This is a genomic window from Amycolatopsis sp. NPDC021455 (assembly GCF_040640995.1).
Lineage (GTDB): Bacteria > Actinomycetota > Actinomycetes > Mycobacteriales > Pseudonocardiaceae > Amycolatopsis.
In genome coordinates, this window is sequence record NZ_JBFACT010000014.1 from 105198 (window position 1) to 130340 (window position 25143).

A 25143-nucleotide genomic window follows, 5' to 3' on the forward strand; every position below is an offset into this window, starting at 1 on the left:
GGCTAGTCGGCGGCCCACTCGTACGACAGCTCGTAGCGGTCGGCGGCGAGCACCATGTCGTTCATCTCCAGCGGCGTGCCGTCGGCGGCGTACGCGATGCGGGTGACGGTCATGACCGGCACACCTCCGGCGAGCTGGAGCTGCGTCGCCTCGGCGGGTGTCGGCATCCGCGCGCCGATGTGCTCGGCGAAGGACCCGATGGTTCGCCCGGCCTCTTCGAGCCGCGCGTAGGTGCCGCCCGGCCCGGTGTCGACGTCCTCGATGGCGGTGCCGCGCGTCAGCTCGCGCGGGAGGCGCGACACCGCGAGCTGGACCACGAGCCCGTCGGCGCGCATCACGCGGTCCCGGACGGTGACCTCGGCTCCTTCGTCGACGGCGAGATGACGGGCCACGCGTGCGTCGGCCGATTCGAAGCGGATCTTGACGTTCGCCGACGGCGCGAAGCCACCGGCCGCGGCGTCGGCGAGGAACGCGCCGCGGTCGTGTTCGCGCGCGTCGCGGGACAGCCGCGACCGGGCGATCCGCTGGATGCTGGCCGGTGGGCGCACGAAGACGCCGCGGCCGTGTTCGGAGGTGACGAGACCTTCGCCGCGCAGCACGTCGACGGCTTCGCGGATCGTCGGACGCGAGACACCGTACGTCTCGACGAGGTTGTGTTCGCTGGGCAGCCGGGCGCCCGGTGCGTACTCGCCGCTGACGATCTTCGCGCGGAGATCGGCCGCGACCTGGCGAAATGCTGGGACTCCACTCGTTCGATCGACCATGCCCCGATCCTCCCACTTGCCAACTTGTCTTGACAAGTTAGCCGAGCGGTGCGACGGTCAGTCGTCAACACGTCATGACAAGTAATCCGGTGAGGCAGAGGATGGCGGCGGTGATCCACATCGACCCGGACGCGATCCACCGGTCGTCGACGGAGAGTGGCACCGGACCCGGCTGACGGGGATTCCCCTGCCCGGCCAGGGGATCACGATGCTGTGCGGGCTGACCGCCGTCGCGGAGTTCCGCCCGTTGTCCGATCGGCGGGCCCGCAGCGTTCCGCGCCAGTGCTCGCGCTGCGAGGCGATCTACCGCCGCGAGCACGGCATCGTGCCGAGTCCGGTCCGGCGGTCGTGACGGTCCGGCGGATCGGCGACAGCGGCGTCGACCTCCTGTGTTGCGACTCACGGTGACCAACCAGCGGGTAACCACCAAGGTCGGGAGACAGTTCCTGACACCCGCCCAGGACGGTCGCGGACACCCGCGAACGCGGGTGCGCGACCCGGCGGCGCTGCCGATAACCTCGTGCCCGACATCAGCGCAAGCTTCACGAAGAGGGAGAACACCGTGGGACGGTCGGTCTTGGTCACCGGGGGCAACCGGGGCATCGGTCTGGCGATCGCCCGGGACCTCGCCGCGCAGGGGCACCAGGTCGCCGTCACGCACCGTGGTTCGGGGGCGCCCGACGGCCTCTTCGGGGTCCAGGCGGACGTCACCGACACCGAGCAGGTCGACGCCGCCTTCAAGCTCGTCGAGGAGCACCAGGGGCCGGTCGAGGTGCTGGTTTCCAACGCCGGGCTGACCGATGACACGCTGCTCATGCGGATGAGCGACGAGCAGTTCGAGCGGGTCATCAACGCGAACCTGACCGGTGCCTACCGGGTCGCGAAACGCGCGTCGCGCGGCATGCTGCGTGGCAAGTGGGGGCGGTTCGTCTTCATTTCTTCGGTGGTCGGGCTCTCCGGCTCGGCCGGGCAGGCGAACTACGCGGCGTCGAAGGCGGGCCTGGTCGGCTTCGCGCGTTCGCTGGCCCGCGAACTCGGCTCCCGCAACATCACCTCGAACGTCGTCGCGCCCGGGTTCGTCCACACCGACATGACCGACGAACTGCCCGAGGACCGCAAGAAGGAGATCCTCGCGCAGGTTCCCTCCGGCCGGTACGCCGAGCCGTCGGAGATCGCCGCCGCCGTGCGCTACCTCGCTTCCGACGAGGCCGGCTACGTCAACGGTGCCGTGCTGCCCGTCGACGGCGGCCTCGGCCTCGGCCACTGACTTTCCCACCACACCCGCACCGAGACTTGGAGGACCCGTGCCCGGACTGCTCGAAGGCAAGCGCCTGCTGATCACCGGCATCATCACCGACGCTTCGCTCGCCTTCCACGCGGCCAAGATCGCGCAGCAGGAGGGCGCGAAGGTGGTGCTGACCGGCTTCGGCCGCATGTCGCTGGTCGAACGCATCGCGAAGCGGCTGCCCGAAGAGGCGCCGGTGATCGAGCTGGACGTCACCAACCAGGAGCACCTCGACGGCCTCGCCGGCAAGGTCCGCGAGCACGTAGACGGCCTCGACGGCGTGCTGCACTCGATCGGCTTCGCCCCGCAGACCTGCCTCGGCGCGCCGTTCATGGACGCCCCGGCCGAGGACGTCAAGACCGCGATCGAGATCTCGACGTACTCGTACATGTCGCTGGCGAAGGCGTGCCTGCCGCTGCTCGGGCGGGGCGCGTCGTACGTCGGCATGGACTTCGACGCGCGCGTCGCGTGGCCGGTCTACAACTGGATGGGCGTCGCGAAGGCCGGGCTCGAGTCGGTCAACCGGTACCTGGCCAAGGAGCTGGGGCCGCACGGCATCCGCGTCAACCTGGTCAGCGCGGGCCCGATGAAGACCATGGCCGCGAAGTCCATCCCGGGCTTCGTCGACCTGGAGGACGGCTGGGGCGAGCGCGCGCCGCTCGGCTGGGACAGCACGGACCCGGACCCGGTGGCGAAGAGCGTCTGCGCGGTGCTGTCGGACTGGCTCCCCGCCACCACCGGCTCGATGATCATGGTCGACGGCGGGGTCCACTTCCTCGGCGTCTGAGCCTGTCCGTGAAGGCCTCCTTACCGGCTCTTATGGCCGGTAAGGAGGCCTTCACGGCTTTTCACACGGCCGCGAGTTCACGGTCGTCGCTCCGCCGGACGGCGGCGGCGACCGTGAGCGCGGCCAGCGTCGCCACGCCGAGGGCCATGCCGGTCCAGGCGACGCTCGGGAAGCCGAGCCCGGCGTCGATCGCCACCCCGCCCAGCCACGGACCCAACGTGTTGCCGACGTTGAACGCCGCCGTCGTGCTGGCGCCGACGAGGATGGGGGCGTCGCCCGCCTCCTGGTAGGCGCGCACGTTCAAAGCCGGATTGGCCCCGAACCCGGCGACGCCGAACACCACCACGGCCGCGACGGCCACCAGCGCCTCGGTGGTCAGGGCCAGCACGAGCAGGGCCGCCAGCGCGAGCCCGAGACAGCCGTAGAGGGTCGCGAACGGCCGCCGGTCGGCGAGCCGGCCGCCCGCGGTGATCCCGATCAGCGCGCCGGCGCCGAACAGCGCGAGGACGCCGGGCACCCAGCCCTCGGGCAGGCCGTCGGTCCCGGTCAGCAGCGGTGCCAGGTAGCTGAACGCGGCGAAGATCATGGCCTGGCACAAGGCGATCACGCCGAGCGCGAGCCAGACGCGGCCGCGCCGGTACAGCCGCAGTTCGCCGCGGACGCTCACCGCGTCGCCCGTCGTCTCCGGTACCAGCGCCGCCACGCCGGCCGCCGCGAGCAGCGTCACCGCCGCCACCGCCCAGAACGCCGCGCGCCAGCCCGCGTGCTGGCCGAGGAAGGTCCCGGCGGGCACGCCGGCGATGTTCGCCACGGTCAGCCCGCCGACGAGCACGGCCATCGCGCGGCCCCGGCGGCCGGCGGGGACCAGCGCGATCGTCGTGGCGGCCGCGACGGCCCAGAAGCCGGCGCAGGCGAGGGCCGCGACCACCCGCGTCGCGAACAGGAGCGCGTAGCCCTCGGCGAGCGCGCCGACGACGTGCGCCACGACGAACACGCCGAGCATCGCCAGGAGCGTCCGGCGGCGGGGGAGCCGGAGGGTGCCGACCGCCAGCAGCGGCGCGCCGACGACCATGCCGACGGCGAACGCGGAGATCAGCAGCCCGGTGTCCGGGATGCCGACGCCGAGGTCGGCGGCCATCCCGGGGAGCAGGCCGGTGATCATGAACTCCGACGTGCCCAGCGCGAACACGCTGAGCCCGAGGACGAAGACGGCCAGGGGCACGGGGTCCTCCTTGGTTGTGGATCGATCAGTTCAAAACGCGCGCAGCGGGCCGGTGTTCTCTCGGTGCGGGGAACTCAGTGCGCGGTGATCGCCGAGAGGGCCAGGTCGGCGACGTGGTGCATGGCTTGGCGGCTCGAGCCCCGGCGGGCCATCACGCGCAGGCCCGAGATCGTGCTGAGCAGGAACTCGGCCACGTCGGCCGGGTCCAGGCCGTCCCGGAGACTGCCGTCGAGCACGCCCTCCCGGACGCACCCGGCGAACATCGCCAGGTTCTGTTCGGTGTCGCGGCGCAGCGCGGCGCCGACTTCGTCGTCCGGGAGACCGAGTTCGGCGAGGGTGTTCACCACGAGGCAGCCGCGGCGGCGGTTTTCCAGGTCGGCCGCCACGGCCGTGTCGAGCACCTCGGCGAGCCGATCGGCCGCCGTGCCCGGGCCTTCGAGGATCGCCTGCCGCCGGCCGAGTTCGCGGGTCGTGTAGTGCTCCAGCGACCGCCGGAAGAGCGCTTTCTTGCTGGTGAACGTGTTGTAGACGCTGCTGCGGCCGAGCCCCGTGGCCGCGCAGAGATCCTGCGTCGACGTGCCCTCGTAGCCGTGGTCCCAGAACGCGTGCATCGCGCTCTCGACGGCGGCGGACTCGTCGAACTCCCGTGGCCTGGCCATGCCGTCACCGTACCAGGGTTTTGGACTGGTCGATTCATAACCGGCCCGCGTCAGCGTGCGGGTCAAGCTATCGGCAAGATGACGGGGTGGGATACGACGCGTTGCTGTGGCTTTCGTTCGGCGGTCCGGAAGGACCGGACGACGTCATGCCGTTCCTCGAGAACGTCACCAGGGGCCGGGGCGTGCCCCGGGAGCGGCTCCTCGAAGTCGCCGAGCACTACCAGCACTTCGGCGGCGTCTCGCCGATCAACAAGCTGAACCGCGACGCGATGGCGGCGGTGGAGAAGCAGCTCGCGGCCGCCGGCATGGACCTGCCGGTGCACTTCGGCAACCGCAACTGGCACCCGATGGTCGAGGACACGCTGTCCACGCTGACGTCGGAAGGCGCGAAGCGCGTCCTGGTGTTCCCGACGAGTGCGTACGGCGGCTATTCGGCGTGCCGCCAGTACGACGAGGACATCGAGCGCGCCCGGGCCGCGGTCGGTCCGGACGCCCCCGAACTGGTGAAGATCCGGCAGTTCTTCGACCACCCGCTGTTCGTCGCGGCCGTCGCCGACGGCGTCCGGGCCGCGCACGCCTCGCTGGGGAACGCGCCGGGGATCCGCACGGTGTTCACGGCCCACTCGGTGCCCGAGAGCGCGGACGCCGCCTCGGGCCCGCCGGCCGACGGCGGCCGCCGGTACTCGAAGCAGATCGCCGAGGCCGCCCGGCTCGTCGCGGCCGAGGCGGGAATCGCCGAGTACGACGTCGTGTGGCAGTCCCGGTCGGGGCCGCCGCAGGTGCCGTGGCTGGAGCCGGACATCGTCGACCACATCGACGCCCTGCACGCCGACGGCGTCGCGGGGGTGGTCGTGTCGCCGATCGGGTTCGTCTCCGACCACCTCGAGGTGATCTGGGACCTGGACAACGAGGCGGCGGACCGCGCGGCCGAGCACGGAATGGCATTCGCCCGCGCGGCGACGGCGGGTGCGGACCCGCGCTTCGCCGAGCTGGTGGTGGAGCTGATCCGCGAGCACACGCACGGGGCGGCACCGCGGAAGCTGTCCCCGTTCCCGGCGGCGGGCTGCACGGTCAACGGCGCGCCCTGCGCGATCGGCTGCTGTGAGCCGGCGAAGCGCCCGGGCCGTTAGTTCTTGCGTCCGATCAGGTGGAAGATGCGGCTGAGCCGGCGGTAGGGATCCCGGCGGCCGGCTTCCAGCTCGACGGCCGCCACCCGCTCGGTTTCGGCCGGGTCCAGGTCGGCGCCGCTGAGGTCGAGCCAGTCGACGAACAGCCAGACCCCGTACCACCGCAGGGGTTCCACGCCGCGGCCGCGGACGGACTCGCTGAGCTCGTCCACCGTGCCGGCGTGGGTCGGGAGGCCCAGCACCCCGATTTCGGCGCGGGCGTCGAACGCCGCCAGGGCGTCCTCCCAGCGTCGCTCCATGGCTGGGCGCACCGCCGCCGCGTCGGCGTTGCCCGCCATGATCGACACGATTCCGCCGGGCGCGGCGCAGCGGCACAGCTGGTCGAGGACGGGTTCCGGCCGCTCCAGGTACCCGAGCACGCCGTGGCACAGAACGGCGTCGAAGCGACGGCCACCGACCGCCTCCCCGGCGTCCGCGCCGTCGGCTTCCACGAAGGTCACGCGGTCGCGAACCTCGTCCGGTAGCTGCCGGAGCCGTTGCCGGGCCTTGTCCAGCATCGCCGCCGACGGGTCGAGCAGCGTGACGTCGTACCCCGCGCGAGCCAGCGGGAACGACTGGTGGCCCGCGCCGCCGCCGACGTCGAGCACCGAGGCCGGTGGGGCGGGCAGGTGTTCCAGCAGCTGCCGGTGCATCACGTAGGTGCGTACGCGCCCCTTCACAGTGGCGTAAGCACCATCGGCGAACTGGTCGGCCAACGCGGCCCAGGTGTCTTCGGCCATGGTGCCGACCGTACTCAGCCTTCGCGGGCCGTCTGCTCCCCGAACACCCGCACGGCTTCGTTGACCGCCGCGCAGCGGGCCGTCCGGACCGCGTCCGACAGCGGGCGCAACGCCTGGGCTCGCAGCGTCGACGCCGAAGCCGAAAGCGCTCCGCCCGGGTCGTCGGACGACGCGATCGCCAGGATCGCCGCGATCTCCTCGGCCCGCTGCAGCACCCGCAGCGCGCGCCCCGGTGTTCCGGCCGGCCAGTCCACGTCCGGTCGTGAGCGCAGGTGGGCCGACAGCTCCGCCCGCACGCCCGGCCGGTCCGAAGCCACGTCCAGCGCCTGCAACGCTCCCGCGCTGGCCCGGATCGCGTCCGTCAGCCCGTGCTCGGCCTCGCCGAGGGCCACGTACTCCGGGGGCGCCGGCGCGGGCAGCGAGTAGACCGTCCAGCGCACCAGGCCTTCGGCGATCGGCTCCGGGACCAGGCCGAAACCGAGGTCGGGGAGCACGAGCGCGTCACCGGCGCGCAACGCCGCCTCGGTGAACGGCCCGCCGCCGCCGAGGCCGCGGACGTCGCCCGGCACCGGCAGGACCAGGTGGAGGGATTTCGCTCCCTGCGAACGCAGGGCCATGAGCAGCTGCACCGGCGTGGCCGCCCGGTTGAAGGCCAGCGGGAGCGCGAACGCCTCGGCCGCGGCCGCGTCAGCGGCGACCACGTCGTGGGCCTCACCCCACGCGAGCAGGGCGTCGAGCACATCGTCGGACGCCGCGGCTCCGTTCAGCCACGCGCTCGACCAGACCGCGAAAGTCGCACTGGGACGGCACACAGTTCGCTATTTTACTGGCCTATTTTACCGGGCCGCCCCTTGCACCGAGCGCGCGCCCACGCTGGAGTCGCTCCACATCGACGGGCCGCCGATCCGGCAGTAGCGTCGAACGGGTGAACGCAGTTCCAGACGCTCTTCCCCGCACCGCCGGGGCCCTGCGCGCGGCCGGGTACGAGCCGCGCCCGATCGCGCAAGAGATCCACGACAACCTCCTCGAGGCCCTCAAGAACGGCGAGGACGCCTGGCCCGGCATCGTCGGGTTCTCCCGCACCGTGCTGCCGCAGCTGGAACGCGCGCTGCTGGCCGGCCACGACGTCGTCCTGCTCGGCGAACGCGGCCAGGGCAAGACCCGCCTGCTGCGCACCCTCGCCGGCCTGCTCGACGAGTGGACGCCCGTCATCGAGGGCGCCGAGCTGGGCGAGCACCCGCTGCAGCCGATCACGCCCGCGTCGATCCGCCGCGCCGCCGAGCTCGGCGACGACCTGCCGGTGGCCTGGCGCCACCGCTCCGAGCGCTACACCGAAAAACTGGCCACACCGGACACTTCGGTCGGCGACCTGATCGGTGACGTCGACCCGGTGAAGGTCGCCGAAGGCCGCAGCCTCGGCGACCCCGAGACCATCCACTTCGGCCTGGTCCCGCGCGCCCACCGCGGCATCGTCGCCATCAACGAGCTGCCCGACCTCGCCGAGCGCATCCAGGTCGCGCTGCTGAACGTGATGGAAGAGCGCGACATCCAGGTCCGCGGCTACACGCTGCGGCTGCCGCTGGACGTCCTGCTCGTCGCCACCGCGAACCCCGAGGACTACACCAACCGCGGCCGGATCATCACCCCGCTCAAGGACCGCTTCGGCGCCGAGATCCGCACCCACTACCCGCTCGACGTCGAGGCGGAAGTGGCGGTCGTCCGGCAGGAGGCGAACCTGGTCGCCGAGGTCGGGGAGCCGCTGCTGGAGGTGCTCGCCCGGTTCGTGCGCAACCTGCGCGAATCGACGGCGATCGACCAGCGCTCGGGCGTGTCCGCGCGGTTCGCCGTCGCCGCGGCCGAAACCGTGGCCGCGGCCGCCCTGCGGCGCTCGGCGCTGACGGGGGAGGAGCCGGCCGTCGCCCGCCCGGTCGACCTCGACGCCGTCCCGTCGGTGCTGCGCGGCAAGATCGAGTTCGAGCCCGGCGAAGAAGGCCGCGAGATCGAGCACCTCGTGCACCTGCTGCGGATGGCGATCGCCGAGACCGCCCGCGACCGCTTCGCCGGCCTCGACCTGCGGCCGCTGGCCGACGCGGTCGGCGACGGCCACCTGGTGTCCACCGGCGAGCGCGTGCCGGGCAAGGACGTCCTCGAAGCTCTGCCGGAACTGCCGGTGCTGCACGAGGTGGCCCGGCGCGCCGGGGTCGCCGCCGACGAGCCCGCCGGCCGGATCGCGGCCGCCGTCGAACTCGCCCTGGAAATGCTGTTCCTGTCGCGAAGGCTCGCCAAGGACTCCGACGACACGACGACCGTCTACGGCCGATGACCGCGGTCCCGCTTCCCGACGGCTACTCCTACGGCCCGTGGCACGACGGGCCGGACCCCCTCGCGCCGCCGGCCGACCTGCGCGACGCGCTCGACGAGATCGGCCAGGACGTCATGGCCGGGGCGTCGCCGAGAGCCGCGCTGGAGGAGATGCTGCGGCGCGGCACGAACCGCACCGCGGGCCTCGACGAGCTGACCCGGCGGCTCTGGCAGCGCCGCTCGCAGATCCAGCGGCGCAACAACCTCGACGGCACCCTGCAGGAGGTCCAGCGCCTGCTGCAGGAAGCCCTCGACGCCGAGCGGCGCGAGCTGTTCCCGGACCCGGACGACGACGCCCGGTTCCGGGAGGCCCAGCTCGACGCGCTGCCGCCGGGCACGGCCGCGGCCGTCAACGAGCTCGCGAACTACGACTGGCGCTCCGAACAAGGCCGCGAGAACTACCAGAAGATCCGGGACCTGCTGGGCCAGGAGCTGATGGAGTCCCGGTTCCAGGGCATGAAGCAGGCGCTGCGGAACGCCGGGCCCGAGGACGTCGAGCGGATCAACGAGATGCTCTCCGACCTCAACGACCTGCTCGACGCCCACGCCCGCGGCGCGGAGGACATCCAGCAGCGCTTCGAAGACTTCATGGCCAAGCACGGCGAGTTCTTCCCGGAGAACCCGCGCAACGTCGAGGAGCTGATCGACGCGCTGGCCGAGCGGTCGGCGGCCGCGCAGCGGATGCTGAACTCGATGTCGGCCGAGCAGCGCGCCGAGCTCGCCGAGCTGACCCAGCAGGCGTTCGGCGACCCGCGCCTGGCGCAGCAGCTGTCGCGATTGGACAGTCAGCTGCGGGCGGCCCGGCCGGGCGAGGACTGGACGGGCTCCTCGCGTTTCCGCGGCAACAACCCGCTGGGCATGGGCGAAGGCGCCCAGGCCATGCAGGACCTCGCGGAGCTGGACGCGCTGGCCGAGCAGCTCGGCCAGTCGTATCCCGGCGCGCGGCTCGAGGACATCGACCTGGAGGCCCTCGAACGCCAGCTCGGCAAGGACGCCGGCGTCGACGCGCGCCGGCTGTCCGAACTCGAGCGGGAACTGCGCCGCCAGGGCCTGTTCGAACGCGCCGCGGACGGGTCGCTCCGGTTGTCGCCCAAGGCGTTGCGGCGCCTCGGCGAGACGGTGCTGTCCGACATCGTCAACGCGCTGCGCGGCAAGACCGGCGAACGCGAGACCGAGTCGGCGGGCGCGGCCGGCGAGCCCACCGGCGCGTCGCGGCCGTGGCGGTTCGGGGACATGCAGCCCTGGGACGTGCCGCGGACGATCCGCAACGCCGTGCTCCGGTCGGTTTCGGTGGGGGAGCGGCAGGTGCGGCTCGACGTCGAGGACGTCGAGGTGGTGGAGACCGAGCACCGCACCCGGGCGGCGGTGGCGCTGCTGGTCGACACGTCGTGGTCGATGGTGCAGGAAGGCCGCTGGCTGCCGATGAAGCGCACCGCGCTCGCGCTGCACCAGCTGATCAGCACGCGCTTCCGCAACGACGCGCTGCAGCTGATCACGTTCGGCCGGTACGCGCAGTCGGTCGAGCTGCCGGAGCTGGTCGGCCTGGAAGGGGCCTGGGAGCAGGGCACCAACGCCCACCACGGGCTGCTGCTCGCCGGGCAGCACCTGCGGCGGCACCCGGACGCGCAGCCGGTGGTGCTGATGGTCACCGACGGCGAGCCGACGGCCCACCTGGAACCGGACGGCGAGGCGGTCTTCGACTACCCGCCCCAGCCCCGGACCCTCCAGAAGACACTGTCCGAAGTGGACCGGCTGGCCAAGCTGGGCGCGTCGATCTCGGTGTTCCGCCTCGGTGACGACCCGCGGCTGACGGCGTTCGTGGACCTGATCGCCCGCCGGTCGGGCGGCCGGGTGGTGGCGCCGGACCTCGACGGCCTCGGCGCCGCGGTGGTCGGCGACTACCTGCGCGCCCGGCGGTAGCGCTTCTGCCGAACGTCTTGAACGACTCTTTCCTGTCGTCGGAGGACAGGAAAGAGTCGTTCAAGACGTTCGGCCGGCGCACAGCGGACCGCGGACGGCGGCGACCACCTTCCCGGTCCGGGCCCGCAGTCCTGGACGGCGAGCACTCCGCCACCGGGTGCCTCAGTTCCCGCGCCGACTCTCCCGTTCACGAGCCGCGCCTGCCCCTGATCGTGATGGCGGCGGGAGAAGTTGACACCGTGTGAAGGTCAACTTCTAAGCTGAACGGATGCAGTACTCGATCAGCCAGGTCGCGAAGGCGTCCGGCGTGTCGGCCCGGATGCTGCGCCACTACGACGCGATCGGCCTGCTCACGCCGGCTTCGGTGGCGGCGAACGGCTACCGCTGGTACGGCCGGTTCGAACTGCTGCGCCTGCAGCGCATCCTGCTGCTGCGGCGGCTCGGCCTCGGCCTGGCCGAGATCGGCGCGATCCTGGGCGAGCAGGTCGACGAGGCGGCCGCGCTGCGCGGGCACCTGGCGCAGCTGGAAGAGGAGCGGCGCCGGCTCGACCGGGTCATCGCCACCGTCGTCGAAACCATCGCCGATCTCGGCGACGCCCGGATCGAGGATCCGGAGCGGTTCTTCGCGGGGCTGCGCAAGGACGGCGCCGCCATGCGGCAGACCTACCGCGAGACCTTCGGCGAGGGCGCCGGGGCGGCCTTCGACGTCGCGCAGGCCGCCCAGCAGGGGCTCACCGCCGCCGACTACGAGCACGCGGCCGCCCAGAGCGCGGCGCTGTTCCGGCGGCTGGCCGACGTCATGCGCTCCGGCGCGGGGCCGGAAGACCCCGCCGCGCTCGACGTCGTCGCCCGGCACTACGAGTCGGTGAGCCGCTTCTGGCAGCCGACCGCGTCGGCCTACGCCGCGATGGGCGGGCTCTACCTGACCGATCCGCGGCAGCGGGACCTGGCCGCCCGGGCCGACCCGCAGCTGCCGGCGTGGCTCGCGAGCGCCATCGAAGCCTACGCGCGCGTGAGGCTCGTCCCACCGCTCGGGAAGGCATGACGCACGAGCCCTTACAGTCGAGGTATGCAGACTTGGTCATCGGTCGACGTGCCCCGCATCCCCGGCACCCCCCGCCCGCTGCGGCTCCACGACACGGCCACCGGGCAGATCCGCCCGACCGCGCCCGGCGCCACCGCCCGGATGTACGTCTGCGGCATCACGCCCTACGACGCGACGCACCTGGGGCACGCCGCGACGTATCTCGCCTTCGACCTGGTGAACCGCATCTGGCGGGACAACGGGCACGACGTCCACTACGTGCAGAACGTCACCGACATCGACGAGCCGCTGCTGGAACGCGCCGAGCGAGACCAGGACGACTGGGTCGTGCTCGGCATGCGGGAGACGGCGCTCTTCCGCGAGGACATGACCGCGCTGCGCGTGATCCCGCCGCAGCAGTTCGTCGGCGCCGTCGAGAGCATCCCGGAGATCGTCGAGGTCATCGCGAAACTGCTGGCCAACGGCGCCGCGTACCGCGCGGACGACCCGCAGTTCCCCGACGTCTACTTCGACCACACGGCGACCGGGAAGTTCGGCTACGAGTCGAACTACGACGAGCCGACCATGCGGAAGTTCTTCGCGGAGCGCGGCGGCGACCCCGACCGAGCCGGCAAGCGCCACCCGCTGGACGCGCTGCTGTGGCGCGTCGCTCGCGAAGGCGAGCCGTCGTGGGAGTCCGAGCTCGGCGCCGGCCGGCCGGGCTGGCACATCGAGTGCAGCGCGATCGCGGTCAACCGGCTGGGCCTCGGGTTCGACCTCCAGGGCGGCGGCTCGGACCTGATCTTCCCGCACCACGAGTACAGCGCGGCGCACGCCGAAGCCGTGGCCAAGGACGGCCCGTTCGCCCGCCACTACGTGCACGCCGGGATGATCGGCCTCGACGGCGAGAAGATGTCGAAGTCGCGCGGGAACCTGGTGTTCGTCTCGCGGCTGCGCGCCGACCAGGTCGACCCGGGCGCGATCCGGCTGGCGCTGTTCGCCGGCCACTACCGCGAAGACCGCCCGTGGACCGCGCGGCTGCTCGCCGACGCCGAAGCCCGGCTCGCCCGCTGGCGGGAAGCCGTCTCCCTGGCCACCGGCCCTTCGGCGGAGGACACGGTGACGCGGCTGCGCGACCACCTGTCCGACGACCTCGACACCCCGAAGGCCCTGGCGGCGATCGACGCGTGGGCCAACGAGGCCCTGCGCCGCGACGGCACCGACCCGGCGGCCCCGGGCCTGATCCGCATCGCCGTCGACGCCCTCCTCGGCATCACCCTCTGACGGTTGAGGGGGCACTTTCACGTGAAAGTGCCCCCTCAACCGTATAACGACCTATACGGCGGCGGGTCGGCCGGCGGCCAGCTCCAGGTGGTCGCCTGACCAGTCACGGCGCAGCCAGCGGTCGTGGGACGCGATGACGACCGCGCCCGGCGCCGTCTCCAGGGCCGCGAACAGCTCTTCCGCCAAGGTCAGCGAAATGTGGTTCGTCGGTTCGTCGAGCAGGAGGACGTCCGGCGGTTCGGCGAGCAGGATCGCCAGGGCCAGCCGGCGCCGCTGGCCCACCGAAAGCGCTCCGACGGGCTGCCGCAGGTCGCGGGAAGCCAGCAGGCCGAGCCGGCTCAGCGGGGGAGCGTCCTCGCCGAGCGCGTCCCGGTACACCTGGGCCGCGTTCCGCTCCGGCTCGGCGAACACGACGTCCTGCTCCAGCAGCCCGACCCGGACACCGTGTCCGAAGTGGACGGTTCCGGCCGTGGGCGCGAGGCGTCCGGCCAGCACGTGCAGGAGCGTCGACTTCCCGGCCCCGTTGCCGCCGGTGACGAGCAGCCGGGCCGAACCGCCGATGTCGAGCCGTGGCAGCCGCAGCCGTCCCGGAACTTCGAGGGAACGCACCGAGATCGCCGGGCCGTCGCCGGTGGCGCGGCCGGTGAGCTCGGCCCGGAACCGCAGCGGCGCCGGGGGTTTGCGCACCTGGTCGCGTTCCAGGTTCTCCAGGCGCTGTTCGGCGTCGCGGACCCGCCGCGAGATCGTCTTCTGGACGCGGGCGCCCTTGAAGGCGTGGATGAACTTGTCGTTGTCGCGCGGGCCGCGGCCGTAGGCGACGTTCCGCGCCGTGACCGCGACGGTTTCGCGCAGCTCCTTGAGTTCCTCCTGCTCTTCGGCGTACCGCTGCTCCCAGCGCGCTCGCTCGGCGCGCTTGTGCCCGAGGTAGTCCGAGTAGCTGCCGCCGTAGCGGACCGCGCCGCCGGCCTGCCGGTCCGCGGCCGCCGGATCGAGGTCGACGATGTCGGTGCAGACGGCGTCGAGGAACACCCGGTCGTGCGAAGAGAGCACGACGATCCCGGTCAGCGTGGTGAGGTGGCGTTCCAGGAACTCCATCGCGGCGTCGTCGAGGTGGTTGGTCGGCTCGTCGAGCAGCAGCGTCTCCGGCTGCCGGATCAGCAGCGCGGCCAGGCCGAGCCGGGACCGCTGCCCGCCCGACAGCGTGCCGAGCCGCCGGTGGGGTTCGACACCGCCGAGGCCGAGCCCGTCGCAGACGAGCTTCGCGCGGCGGTCGGCGTCCCAGAGGTCGTGGGCCTGCGCCCACTCGAGGACCCGGCCGTACTCCTCGAGCACGCCGGTGTCGTCCGGCCGGTCGGTCATGGCCGCGGTCAGCTCGTCGAGCCGGGCCGCGGCGGTCCGGATCTCGGCGAGGGCGTCGTCGAGGACGTCGGCGAAGGTCGCCTCCGCCGGGAACGGCAGTTCCTGCAGCAGGAACCCGACGTCCGGGCCGCGGAGCACCTCGCCGGAGCGGGGTTCTTCGAGCCCGGCGAGCAGGCGCAGCAGCGTGGACTTGCCGGTGCCGTTCTCGCCGACCAGACCGAGCCGCTGCCCGGCCGACGCGGTGAGGGAGACGCCGTCGAGGACGACGCGGGTGCCGTAGCCGAAGACGACGTCCTTGGCCTGCAACGGAAAAAGGGGAGCCATGTGCGATCACCGAGCCCTGGGGGAAGAAAGCGGAGATCCCGGCCGGGCGTCGTGGCACGCGGGAGCATCGGCTCGACCGGGTGCCGCCTCAAGCGGGATGGGCGCGGTTCAGTTCCTCATAGTGGAACCAGGTTAACGCAACATCCGTAGAGTTAGTCAACTCGTTATGGCCTGGGTCACATCCGGCAGCTGTGCGGCCGACCGTTCGGCCGCCGCGGTGCCGTCGGTGAGGAACTCGAGCAGTGCCGTCAGCTGACGGCGGTCGAAGCGGGCGAGCCGGTCGCCGACGAACCGGGCCATCGGCGCGTACAGCTCGGCGAGTTCGGCCATCCGGTCGGGCAGGGGCCGGACGACGAGCCGGCGGCGGTCCGACGGATCGGGCGCGCGCTCGGCGAGCCGGTGCCGTTCCATCCGGTCGAGCAGCCGGGTGAACGCACCCGTGGACATGCCGAGCAGCCGGGCGAGCTCGGTCGGGGAGTCGCTGACGCCGCCGTGGAGCAGGTGCAGGCAGTGCAGTTCGGCCGGGGTGACGGCCATCCGCTCGGCGACCGCCGCGTGGAAGAGCGCGGTCGAGCCCACGAACCGGGGGAGGGCGAGGGCGGCGGCGGTGGCGAGTTCGCGCTGGTCGGGCAACGTCCATCCAAGGTCGGGTGACGACGCAGTCACTGCTCCGTGCAGTCACTGCCCCGCGAACGATAGCGGAGCCGGTTGACAAACCCGCGGGCGGCCTCAAGTATGAAAGAGTACTTTCGAAAGAGAGCTTTCAGAAGGGGGGTACCGATGGCCGAGCTGCCACCGCGCAAGCGGATCGAGGACGTCGAGCTGCTGCGCGCGCTGGCGCACCCGCTGCGGTCGGCGCTGCTGAACCACCTGACCGCCGTCGGTCCGCGGACCGCGAGCGAGTGCGCGGAGGCGGTCGGCTCGACGGCGTCCAACTGCAGCTGGCACCTGCGGCAGCTCGCGCAGTACGGCCTGGTCGAGCGGGCCGGCGCCGAGGACGGCCGGGAACGGCCGTGGCGTGCCCGGCAGGTCGGCCTGGAGATGGGGGAGCCGGCCGACGACCCGGCGCACCGGGCCGCCCAGCTGGGCGTGGTCGGCGCGACGCTGGCCCACGAGCAAGAGTTGACGCAGCGGTACCTGGACTCCCTCGACGACCTCGACCCGGCCTGGCGCGCCGCGGCCGGCCTGTCGACGTACGCCCTGCGGGTCACCCCGGCGGAGCTGACCCGGCTGACCGAGGCGATCGACGCGCTGGTCCGGCCGTACGTCGGCGCCATCCGGGCCGACGCGCCGCCGGACGCGCGCTCGGTGCACGTCGGCCTGCGGGCGTTCCCGCGCATCGAACACTCGGGGAAGGCGGAGGCATGAGACAGCTGCTGGGGGTGCCGGCGTTCGCCCGGCTGTGGGTCGCGGCCTTCTTCGGCGAAACGGCCGAGTGGATGCTGCAGGTGGCGTTGCCGGTCTACGTCTTCCAGCGCACCGGCTCGGCCGCGACCACGGCGTTGGGCATCGTGCTCGGCTTGCTGCCCGCGGTGCTGCTGAGCCCGGTCGCGGGCGTCGTCGCGGACCGGTGGAACCGCCGGGCAATGCTGTTCGGTGTCTGCTGCGGGCTCGCCGCCGTGGCGCTCCCGCTGCTGGCCGAACCCGGCGTCGTCGTGGTGTACGCGGTGATGGCCGCGCAGGCGGCGCTGGCGTCGGTGTTCGAACCGGCGCGCAACGCGCTGGTCCCGGAGCTGGTCGGCGCCGGCGAAGTGACCGGCGCCAACGGGCTGATGAGCGTCAACGGCAGTGTCGCCCGGCTGGCCGGCGGCTGGGCGGGCGGCGCGCTGCTGGGTTTCGGCGGGCTCGCCGACGTCGTCATCGGCTACCTGGCCGTCCTCGTGGTGGCGGCGGCCCTGCTGGCCAAGCCGTTCCGCCGGATCGCCGCCCCGGCCCCGGCGGTGGCGCGGGAACCGGTGGTGCGCGCCTGGCTCGACGGCCTGCGGGAGCTGACGCACAACCGGCGCCTGCGGCGGACCGGGCTGGCGCTGGTGTTTACCTCGCTGGCGCAGGGCATGTTCCTGGTGCTGTTCGTGGTGTACGTCCTCGACGTGCTCGGCGGCAGCGAAGCCGACGCCGGGCTGCTGCGGGGCGTGCAGGCCCTCGGCGGGCTCGCCGCCGGGTTCGCCCTGGCGACCGTGGCGCGGCGGGTGGCGCCGGCCGCGCTGCTCGGCTGGGGTTCGATCGCGCTCGGCCTGGTGTCCGCGCTGATCTGGAACCTGCCCCTGGTGACGACGGCGCTGGGCGTGTACGTCGGGTTGTTCGTGCTGGCGGGTGCCCCCGGCGTGGTCGTCGGCGCCGGGCTGCTGTCGGAGATCCAGAGCGCGGTCGCGCCCGAGCGGGCCGGGCGGGTGCTGAGCACGACGTTCGCCGCCGTCGCCACGTTCGCGGGCGTCGGCGCGCTGCTGGCGGGCACCCTGGTCGCCGCGACCGGACCGGCGGTGCTGCTGAACGTCCAGGCCGGTGTCTACGTCTTCGCCGGGGTCCTGATGCTGGGCCGCATGCGCAGGTTTCGCGAAGTCCCCGCGCCCGCGGTGGCTACGGTGGAGGGGTGCCGCACCTCTTCGCCACGAGCGACCTCCACGTGACCCATGAGGGCAACGGCCCGATCCTCGACTCGGTCGTCCCGGAAACGCCCGAAGACTGGCTGCTCGTCGCCGGTGACGTCGCCGAGCTGGCCGAAGCGACCATCGGGACGCTGAAGACCCTGCGCGAGCGCTTCGCGAAGGTCGTCTGGGTCCCGGGCAACCACGAGCTGTGGACGACGAAGAACGACGACTGCCAGCTGCGGGGCCAGGCTCGCTACGAGTACCTCGTCGACCGGTGCCGCGAGATCGGCGTGCTGACGCCGGAGGACGAGTTCCCGGTCTGGCGGCACGGCCCGCGGCCGCTGACGATCGCGCCGCTGTTCCTGCTCTACGACTACAGCTGGCGGACCCCGGAGGCGGAAGGGAAGTCCCTGGCGGAGGCGCTGCGCCAGGCCAGGGAGGCCGGGGTGGTGTGCACCGACGAGTACCTCCTGCACCCCGACCCGTACCCGAGCCGGCAGGCGTGGTGCGCGGACCGGCTCAAGATCAGCACCGGACGCCTCGACGCGATCCCCGAAGACCACGGCACGATCCTGATGTCGCACTGGCCGCTGCACCGGCACCCCACGGCGCCGCTGTACTGGCCGGAGTTCGCGCTGTGGTGCGGCACCACGCAGACCGAGGACTGGCACGTCCGCTACCGCGCGGAGATCGCCGTCTACGGCCACCTGCACATCCCGCGCACCACCGAAGCCGACGGCGTCCGCTTCGAGGAGGTCTCGCTGGGCTACCCGCGCGAATGGCGGAAGCGGGCGCGGGGCGCGGTGCCGATGCGCCGGATCCTCTGGCCGTCCTGATCGGGCGGAGGTGAGGCCGGCGATCGGCCCCGGGCAGCGGCCCGGCGGGGCGGCTCACCAGTCAGCCGGGCGCGGTGCCGACGCACCGGATCCTCCGGCCGTCATGACTCCGCGCGTCGCCGTTCCCTGAGCGCGCGTACCCGGCCACGGCTGGCGCAGGCGGGGGAGGGACACCAGCGCCGCCGCCCGCCCGGGTCGGCGAAGACGCCGCGGCAGTCCTGCTCGGGGCAGGCCCGCAGGTCGTGCCGCAACGGCCCGGTGAGCCAGTCCGCGGCCTGGTGAGCCAGCCGGGCGAAGGCGGCGGCCGCCGTCGGCGGGGCACTGCGGTGCAGCCGGTCGAGCGCGGCCAGGTGCACCGGCTCCGGCTCGAGGAACGCCGCGAGTGCCCGCACCTGCTCCGCCCGGGGCGTGATGCCGTCGACCGCGCCCAGGGCCAGGGGCCGCAGGACCTCGCGCAGCTCGCGGGCCCGGGCCAGGTCGGCGTCCGTGACCGGGGCGAGCGGGGTCAGCTCGGAGCGGGCCAGCCACTCGCGCAGCCGCTCCGCCGTCGGCAGGCGTTCGACCGGCTGGGATCCGAAGTGGCGGCCACGGGTGGCCAGCAGGTTCAGCCAGGGGGCGCCCATGTCGAGGCGGAAGTCTTCGGACACCTCGTCATCGTAACGGGTGAGACGTTACACTTGCGGTCGTGACTGGGGAACCCAAGGTCCGCACGGTGCTGGGCGACGTCGATCCGGCCGAGCTGGGCGTGACCGACTCGCACGACCACCTCTTCTTCGCCTCGGCGAAGCTGCCCGGCCAGGAGCTCGACCACTGGGGCGCGGCCGAGGAGGAACTGCTCGGCTTCAAGTCCGCCGGCGGCACGACGCTGGTGCAGTGGACGCCCTTCGGTCTCGGCCGCAAGACCCGGGATCTCGCCCGCGTCGCGGCCGACATCGGCGAGGTGCACGTGGTCGCGGCCACCGGCCTGCACCGGCGTGAGCACTACCGCGAGAACCTGCTCGACGCGGTCGTCGACAGCCTGGTCGGGCTCTTCGTCGGCGACCTGACGGAAGGCACGCACCCCGACGACGACTTCTTCGGGCCGCGGACGGGCCCGCGCGCGGGGCTGATCAAGGTCGCGAGCGCGTTCCACGGGATCGACGACCACGCCCGGCTGACGATGACCGCCGCGGCGGTCGCGCACGAGGAGACCGGCGCGCCGATCGCGGTCCACCTGGAGCAGGGGACCGGCGCGCTCGAGACGATCGAGCACCTCTGCCGGACCCACGACGTGCCGCCCGAACGGGTGATCCTCGGGCACCTCAACCGCAACCCCGACCTGCGGCTGCTGCGGGAGATCGCCGAAGCGGGTACTTTCTTGGCCTTCGACGGGCCCTCGCGGGCGAACCACGCCACGGACTGGCGGCTCGCCGACTGCCTCGAAACCCTCGTCGAGGCCGGGCACGGCGCTCAGCTGCTGCTCGGTGGCGACACGACGACCGCCTCGGCGATGCGGATGCTCGGCGGCGGTCCGGGTATCCCGTACCTGCTCACCACGCTGGCGCCGCGGCTCACCAAGCTGCTCGGCGGCGACGTCGTCACGGCCATGCTGGTGGCGAACCCCGCGCGGGCGTTCGCCACCAGCTGGCGCAAGTGACTCAGCGCAGGCCGAACCCTTCCTGCCCGCCGCCCCGGCCGCGGCGGCGCAGGTAGCGCTCGAACTCGGCCGCGATCTTGTCGCCGCTGACGTCCTCGGCCACGACCTCGCTCTGCGCGTCCCCGCGCTCTTCGAGGCTGCGGACGTACTCGCTGATCTCCTCGTCCTCGTCGGCCATCTCGGTCACCGTGCGCTGCCACTCCTCGGACTGCTCCGGCAGCGCGCCGAGGGGGATCTCGACGTCGAGGATGTCCTCCAGCTTGTGCAGCAGCGCCAGCGTCGCCTTCGGGGACGGCGGGTGCGACACGTAGTGCGGCACCGCCGCCCAGATCGAGACGGCCGGGATGCCCGCCTGCACGCAGTAGTCCTGCAGGATCCCGACGATGCCGGTCGGGCCCTGGTAGTTGTTCAGGTCGAGCCCGTAGAGCGACGCGGTGTCCTTGTCGTACGCCGTCCCGGTGACCGGGACCGGCCGCGTGTGCGCGGTGTCGGCGAGCAGCGCCCCCAGCGTCACGACCGTCGCGACGTTCAGCTGTTCGATGTGCTTCAGCAGTTCGGCGCAGAACGCGCGCCAGCGCATGTTCGGCTCGGGGCCCTGGACGAGGACCACGTCGCGGTCGAAGCCGTCAGGGCGGCACACCGACAGCCGCGTGGTCGGCCAATCCACCCGGCGAGTGACGCCGTCCACCATCCGGACGGTCGGGCGGCTGACCTGGAAGTCGTAGTAGTCGTCGGGCTCCAGTTCCGCCAGTGGCGTGGCGTCCCAGTTCAGCTGCAGGTGCTCGACCGCCCGGCTGGCCGCGTCACCTGCGTCGTTCCAGCCTTCGAAGGCGACGACCATCAGAGGCCGGGTGGGTTCGGTGCGGTCGCCGGGCGGCCGCGGGGTCTCGTCGACGGGCTCACTCACCGGACCAGCCTACGACCACCGGCCTTACGCTGTTCAGCATGTCCGACCGCCTGTCGTCACCGTTCCTGGCCGCCCTCCGCTCGCGCGTCCTGGTCGCCGACGGGGCCATGGGCACCGCCCTGCAGGCCCACGACCTGAGCCTGGACGACTTCGGCGGCCTCGAAGGCTGCAACGAGATCCTCAACGTCACCCGCCCGGACGTGGTCCGCTCGGTGCACCGCGGGTACCTCGAAGCGGGGGCGGACGCGGTCGAAACGAACACTTTCGGGGCCAATTTCGCCAACTTCGCCGAGTACGGCATCACCGGGCGGATCTTCGAGCTGGCCGAGGCCGGCGCGCGGCTGGCCCGCGAGACCGCCGACGAGTTCGCGACGCCGGACCGCCCGCGGTTCGTGCTCGGCTCGGTCGGCCCGGGCACCAAGCTCCCGACGCTCGGGCACGCGCCGTTCACCACGCTGCGTGACGCCTACGCCGAAGAGGTCCGGGGCCTGCTGGCCGGCGGCGCCGACGCGGTGATCGTCGAGACCACCCAGGACATCCTGCAGACCAAGGCGTCGATCATCGGCGCGAAGCACGCGATGGCCGCGGAAGGCCGTCAGGTGCCGATCCTCGCTTCGATCACCGTCGAAACGACCGGCACCATGCTGCTCGGCACCGAGGTCGGTGCGGCACTGGCGGCGCTCGAGCCGCTCGGCATCGACGTCATCGGGCTCAACTGCGCCACCGGCCCGGCGGAGATGAGCGAGCACCTGCGGCAGCTGGCCAAGCACGCCCGGGTGCCGCTGTCGGTGATGCCCAACGCCGGCCTGCCCGAGCTCGGCCCGGGCGGGGCGGTGTACCCGCTCGGCCCGGGAGCCCTGGTCGAGGCGCTGACCGGGTTCGTCCGCGAGTTCGGCGTCGGCCTCGTCGGCGGCTGCTGCGGGACGACCGGCGAGCACATCCGGCAGCTCGCCGCGGCGGTGGCGGACACGGCGCCGGTCCCGCGGCGGCCGCGACCCGAGCCGGGCGTGTCGTCGCTCTACCAGGCGGTGCCGTTCAAGCAGGACGCCAGCGTGCTGATGATCGGCGAGCGGACCAACGCCAACGGTTCGAAGGCATTCCGCACCGCGATGCTCGAAGGCCGCTGGGACGACTGCGTCGAGATCGCCCGTGAGCAGACCCGCGACGGCGCCCACCTGCTGGACCTGTGCGTCGACTACGTCGGCCGCGACGGCACCGCCGACATGGCCGAGCTGGCCGGGCGCCTGGCCACGGCGTCGACCCTGCCGATCATGCTCGACTCCACCGAGGTCGCCGTGCTGCGGGCCGGGCTGGAGCGCCTGGGCGGCCGGTGCGCGGTCAACTCCGTCAACTACGAGGACGGCGACGGGCCGGAGTCCCGGTTCGCCCAGGTCATGGGCCTGGTCAGCGAGTTCGGCGCGGCCGTCGTCGCGCTGACCATCGACGAGGAGGGCCAGGCGCGGACCGCGGCCAAGAAGGCCGACATCGCGACGCGGCTGATCGAGGACATCACGGGGAACTGGGGCCTGCGGCCGTCCGACATCATCATCGACGCGCTGACCTTCACCGTCGCCACCGGCCAGGAGGAGTCCCGCCGCGACGGCATCGAGACGATCGAAGCCATCCGCGAGATCAAGCGCCGCCACCCCGAAGTCCAGACCACCCTGGGTCTGTCGAACATCTCGTTCGGCCTGAACCCGGCGGCGCGGCAGGTGCTGAACTCGGTGTTCCTGCACGAGTGCGTCCAAGCCGGGCTGGACACCGCGATCGTGCACGCGTCGAAGATCCTCCCGATGGCGCGCATCCCGGACGACCAGCGCGCGGTCGCGCTCGACCTGGTCTACGACCGCCGCCGTGAAGGCTACGACCCGCTGCAGGAGCTGATGGCGCTGTTCGAGGGCGTCAGCGCGGCGTCCTCGAAGGCGTCGCGGGCCGAGGAGCTGGCCGCGTTGCCGCTGTTCGAACGCCTGGAGCGCCGGATCGTCGACGGCGAGCGCAACGGCCTCGCCGACGACCTCGACGCGGCCCTGCAGCAGCGGCCCGCCCTGCAGATCATCAACGACACGCTGCTGTCCGGCATGAAGACCGTCGGCGAGCTGTTCGGCTCCGGGCAGATGCAGCTGCCGTTCGTGCTCCAGTCCGCCGAGGTGATGAAGGCCGCCGTCGCCCTCCTCGAGCCGCACATGGAGAAGGACGACGATTCGGGCAAGGGCCGGATCGTGCTGGCCACCGTCCGCGGCGACGTCCACGACATCGGCAAGAACCTCGTCGACATCATCCTGTCCAACAACGGTTACGAGGTCGTCAACCTCGGCATCAAGCAGCCGATCACGACCATCCTCGACGCGGCCGAGGAACACGGCGCCGACGCGATCGGGATGTCCGGGCTGCTGGTGAAGTCCACGGTGATCATGAAGGAGAACCTCCAGGAGATGAACTCCCGGGGCGTCTCCGCGCGCTGGCCGGTGCTGCTCGGCGGCGCCGCGCTCACCCGGTCCTATGTGGAGAACGACCTGACCGAGCTGTACCTCGGCGACGTCCGCTACGCGCGGGACGCGTTCGAGGGCCTGCGGCTGATGGACGCGATCATGGCCGCCAAGCGCGGGGAATCGCCGTTGGTGGACGCCGACGCGGAGAAAAAGCGTCAGGAGCGCAAGGAACGCCGCGAACGCTCGCTGCGGATCGCCGAGGCGCGCAAAGCCCGCAAGGCCGAGGAAGAGGGACCGCTGCCCGCGCGGTCGGACGTCGCCACCGACGTGCCGTTGCCGAGCCCGCCGTTCTGGGGTTCGCGGGTGGTCAAGGGCGTCCCGCTCGCCGACTACGCCGCGATGCTCGACGAGCGCGCGACCTTCATGGGCCAGTGGGGCCTCAAGGGCGCCCGCGGTGGCGCCGGGCCGACGTACGAGGAACTCGTCGAGACCGAAGGCCGGCCGCGGCTGCGATACTGGCTCGACCGGTTGACCGCCGACGGCGTCCTGGCCCACGCGGCCGTCGTCTACGGCTACTTCCCGTGCTACGCCGAGGGCGACGACCTGGTCGTGCTGACCGAACCCGAACCGGACGCGCCGGAGCGGCTGCGCTTCACCTTCCCGCGCCAGCGCCGCGACCGGCGGCTCTGCCTGGCCGACTTCTACCGGCCGCGTGACGCGGGCGAAGTCGACGTCGTGCCCTTCACGGTCGTCACCATGGGCCAGCCGATCGCCGACTACGCGAACGAGCTGTTCGCCGCCGACGCCTACCGCGACTACCTGGAGGTCCACGGCCTCGGCGTCCAGCTCACCGAGGCACTGGCCGAGTACTGGCACTGCCGCATCCGCCAGGAGCTGACGTTCCCCGGCGGTGTGGCGGTCGCCTCAGAGGACCCCGACGACGTCGAGGACTTCTTCAAGCTCGGCTACCGTGGAGCCAGGTTCTCCCTGGGCTATGGCGCCTGTCCCGATCTCGAAGACCGGGCGAAGATCGTCGCCCTCCTCGAACCGGGCCGGATCGGCGTCAAGCTGTCCGAGGAGTACCAGCTGCACCCCGAGCAGTCGACCGACGCGATCGTCTGCCACCACCCGGAAGCCAAGTACTTCAACACCTGAGGGAGACTCCACTGTGGACGGACTCGACGCCGTGTTGTGGGACATGGACGGCACGCTCGTCGATTCCGAGAAGCTGTGGGACGTCGCCCTCTACGAGACGGCGGAGTGGCTCGGCGGCAGGCTTTCCGAGGAACAGCGGATGACGCTCGTCGGGTCCAACATGGACGACACCTCGGCGTACCTGCTCGAAGTCGTCGGCCTTCCGGTCACGCCGGACGCCGTCGCTTCGACGGGCGAGGAGATCCGCCGCCGCACGGCCGGGCTGTTCGACGACGCGCTGCCGTGGCGCCCGGGCGCGCGTGAGGCGTTGACGGCGGTGCGCGAGGCGGGCCTGCGCTCGGCGCTGGTCACCTCCACCGAGCGCGACCTGACCGAGCTGGCGCTGAACACGATCGGCCGGGACTTCTTCGACGTCACCGTGTGCGGCGACGAGGTCGAAGGTCTGAACAAGCCGCTCCCGCGCCCGTACCTCAAGGCGGCCGAGCTCCTCGGCGTCGACCCGGCGCGCTGCGTCGCGGTCGAAGACTCGCCGCCGGGCACCGCGTCCGCGGTCGCGGCGGGTTGCACCGTGCTGGTGATCCCGAACGACGTCCCGGTCGAAACGGGGGAGCGGCGCGTGTTCCGCGACTCCCTGGTGGGCATCGACGTGCCGGCGCTGGCGGCCCTGCTCGGCTGATCACCACCATGTCGCATTTCC

23 protein-coding genes are annotated in these 25143 nt (G+C 72.4%); 14 read left to right on the forward strand and 9 right to left on the reverse strand.

All coding sequences use genetic code 11. From position 1 onward, the window contains the following. Positions 1-2 precede the first annotated feature (2 nt). The gene (locus tag AB0G28_RS19280; protein ID WP_361090149.1) at positions 3-764 is read right to left on the reverse strand and encodes a GntR family transcriptional regulator; all 762 of its coding nucleotides are present in this window, start codon (positions 762-764) and stop codon (positions 3-5) included. Positions 765-972: 208 nt separating this feature from the next. On the opposite strand from AB0G28_RS19280, the gene AB0G28_RS19285 reads away from it, so the two are divergent. From AB0G28_RS19285 to fabI, 3 genes are all read left to right on the forward strand, one after another. Further along, positions 973-1116 (forward strand): hypothetical protein, encoded by a 144-nt coding sequence (locus AB0G28_RS19285; RefSeq protein ID WP_361090152.1) that lies wholly within the window; start codon positions 973-975, stop codon positions 1114-1116. A 210-nt stretch (positions 1117-1326) separates the two neighbouring features. After that, positions 1327-2031 (forward strand): beta-ketoacyl-ACP reductase, encoded by a 705-nt coding sequence (locus tag AB0G28_RS19290; protein ID WP_361090155.1) that lies wholly within the window; start codon positions 1327-1329, stop codon positions 2029-2031. Positions 2032-2068: 37 nt separating this feature from the next. Then, the gene (gene fabI, locus AB0G28_RS19295) at positions 2069-2836 is read left to right on the forward strand and encodes an enoyl-ACP reductase FabI (protein WP_361090158.1); all 768 of its coding nucleotides are present in this window, start codon (positions 2069-2071) and stop codon (positions 2834-2836) included. A gap of 61 nt (positions 2837-2897) precedes the next feature. Here the strand turns inward: fabI and AB0G28_RS19300 are convergent, their stop codons facing one another. Together AB0G28_RS19300 and AB0G28_RS19305 are read right to left on the reverse strand one after the other, a co-directional pair. After that, a complete protein-coding gene (locus tag AB0G28_RS19300; protein ID WP_361090161.1) occupies positions 2898-4058 on the reverse strand; it encodes a Cmx/CmrA family chloramphenicol efflux MFS transporter in 1161 nt (386 codons plus the stop codon). A 74-nt stretch (positions 4059-4132) separates the two neighbouring features. Beyond that, on the reverse strand, positions 4133-4717 hold the full coding sequence (locus tag AB0G28_RS19305) for a TetR/AcrR family transcriptional regulator (RefSeq protein WP_361090164.1): 585 nt from the start codon (positions 4715-4717) through the stop codon (positions 4133-4135). Positions 4718-4803: 86 nt separating this feature from the next. On the opposite strand from AB0G28_RS19305, the gene AB0G28_RS19310 reads away from it, so the two are divergent. Beyond that, entirely contained in the window at positions 4804-5847 is a 1044-nt protein-coding gene (locus tag AB0G28_RS19310) for a ferrochelatase (protein ID WP_361090166.1), read from the forward strand. Here the strand turns inward: AB0G28_RS19310 and AB0G28_RS19315 are convergent. Next, entirely contained in the window at positions 5844-6623 is a 780-nt protein-coding gene (locus AB0G28_RS19315) for a methyltransferase (RefSeq protein WP_361090169.1), read from the reverse strand. The two genes, AB0G28_RS19310 and AB0G28_RS19315, sit on opposite strands and share 4 nt — an antisense overlap. A 14-nt stretch (positions 6624-6637) precedes the next feature. After that, positions 6638-7435, reverse strand: coding sequence for a hypothetical protein (locus AB0G28_RS19320; protein WP_361090172.1), 798 nt, complete (start codon positions 7433-7435; stop codon positions 6638-6640). A 113-nt stretch (positions 7436-7548) separates the two neighbouring features. Here AB0G28_RS19320 and AB0G28_RS19325 point away from each other — a divergent pair, with 113 nt between their 5' ends. The 4 genes from AB0G28_RS19325 (at position 7549) to mshC (ending at position 13212) form a co-directional block, all read left to right on the forward strand. Beyond that, the gene (locus tag AB0G28_RS19325; RefSeq protein ID WP_361090175.1) at positions 7549-8946 is read left to right on the forward strand and encodes an ATP-binding protein; all 1398 of its coding nucleotides are present in this window, start codon (positions 7549-7551) and stop codon (positions 8944-8946) included. After that, the gene (locus AB0G28_RS19330) at positions 8943-10904 is read left to right on the forward strand and encodes a VWA domain-containing protein (RefSeq protein WP_361090178.1); all 1962 of its coding nucleotides are present in this window, start codon (positions 8943-8945) and stop codon (positions 10902-10904) included. Before AB0G28_RS19325 ends, AB0G28_RS19330 begins: the two co-directional genes overlap by 4 nt. Positions 10905-11172: 268 nt before the next feature. Beyond that, the gene (locus AB0G28_RS19335) at positions 11173-11949 is read left to right on the forward strand and encodes a MerR family transcriptional regulator (protein WP_361090181.1); all 777 of its coding nucleotides are present in this window, start codon (positions 11173-11175) and stop codon (positions 11947-11949) included. Positions 11950-11973: 24 nt separating this feature from the next. Then, on the forward strand, positions 11974-13212 hold the full coding sequence (gene mshC, locus AB0G28_RS19340) for a cysteine--1-D-myo-inosityl 2-amino-2-deoxy-alpha-D-glucopyranoside ligase (protein WP_361090184.1): 1239 nt from the start codon (positions 11974-11976) through the stop codon (positions 13210-13212). A 51-nt stretch (positions 13213-13263) separates the two neighbouring features. Here mshC and AB0G28_RS19345 read toward each other — a convergent pair whose 3' ends face one another. Both AB0G28_RS19345 and AB0G28_RS19350 read right to left on the reverse strand, forming a co-directional pair. Beyond that, on the reverse strand, positions 13264-14895 hold the full coding sequence (locus AB0G28_RS19345; protein WP_361090187.1) for an ABC-F family ATP-binding cassette domain-containing protein: 1632 nt from the start codon (positions 14893-14895) through the stop codon (positions 13264-13266). Between the two features lie 156 nt (positions 14896-15051). Beyond that, the gene (locus tag AB0G28_RS19350) at positions 15052-15528 is read right to left on the reverse strand and encodes a MarR family transcriptional regulator (protein ID WP_361090190.1); all 477 of its coding nucleotides are present in this window, start codon (positions 15526-15528) and stop codon (positions 15052-15054) included. 147 nt (positions 15529-15675) lie between these two features. On the opposite strand from AB0G28_RS19350, the gene AB0G28_RS19355 reads away from it, so the two are divergent. The 3 genes from AB0G28_RS19355 to AB0G28_RS19365 are packed head-to-tail and all read left to right on the forward strand — an operon-like array spanning position 15676 to position 18319. Next, positions 15676-16263, forward strand: coding sequence for a helix-turn-helix domain-containing protein (locus AB0G28_RS19355; RefSeq protein WP_361090193.1), 588 nt, complete (start codon positions 15676-15678; stop codon positions 16261-16263). Continuing rightward, positions 16260-17522 (forward strand): MFS transporter, encoded by a 1263-nt coding sequence (locus AB0G28_RS19360; RefSeq protein ID WP_361090196.1) that lies wholly within the window; start codon positions 16260-16262, stop codon positions 17520-17522. Before AB0G28_RS19355 ends, AB0G28_RS19360 begins: the two co-directional genes overlap by 4 nt. After that, positions 17486-18319 (forward strand): metallophosphoesterase, encoded by an 834-nt coding sequence (locus tag AB0G28_RS19365; RefSeq protein WP_361090199.1) that lies wholly within the window; start codon positions 17486-17488, stop codon positions 18317-18319. Before AB0G28_RS19360 ends, AB0G28_RS19365 begins: the two co-directional genes overlap by 37 nt. Positions 18320-18420: 101 nt before the next feature. On the opposite strand, the gene AB0G28_RS19370 is transcribed toward AB0G28_RS19365, so the two are convergent. Next, positions 18421-18966: a CGNR zinc finger domain-containing protein gene (locus AB0G28_RS19370; RefSeq protein ID WP_361090202.1), complete on the reverse strand. Its 546-nt coding sequence runs from the start codon at positions 18964-18966 to the stop codon at positions 18421-18423. Between the two features lie 38 nt (positions 18967-19004). Between AB0G28_RS19370 and AB0G28_RS19375 the strand changes: the two genes are divergently transcribed. Next, on the forward strand, positions 19005-19955 hold the full coding sequence (locus AB0G28_RS19375; RefSeq protein WP_361090205.1) for a phosphotriesterase: 951 nt from the start codon (positions 19005-19007) through the stop codon (positions 19953-19955). Position 19956: 1 nt separating this feature from the next. Here AB0G28_RS19375 and AB0G28_RS19380 read toward each other — a convergent pair whose 3' ends face one another. Beyond that, entirely contained in the window at positions 19957-20862 is a 906-nt protein-coding gene (locus AB0G28_RS19380; RefSeq protein WP_361090208.1) for a PAC2 family protein, read from the reverse strand. 38 nt (positions 20863-20900) lie between these two features. Between AB0G28_RS19380 and metH the strand changes: the two genes are divergently transcribed. Together metH and AB0G28_RS19390 are read left to right on the forward strand one after the other, a co-directional pair. Further along, positions 20901-24446 (forward strand): methionine synthase, encoded by a 3546-nt coding sequence (metH, locus tag AB0G28_RS19385; protein WP_361090211.1) that lies wholly within the window; start codon positions 20901-20903, stop codon positions 24444-24446. A gap of 13 nt (positions 24447-24459) precedes the next feature. Beyond that, entirely contained in the window at positions 24460-25122 is a 663-nt protein-coding gene (locus AB0G28_RS19390) for an HAD family phosphatase (RefSeq protein WP_361090214.1), read from the forward strand. The last annotated feature ends 21 nt before the right edge of the window (positions 25123-25143 follow it).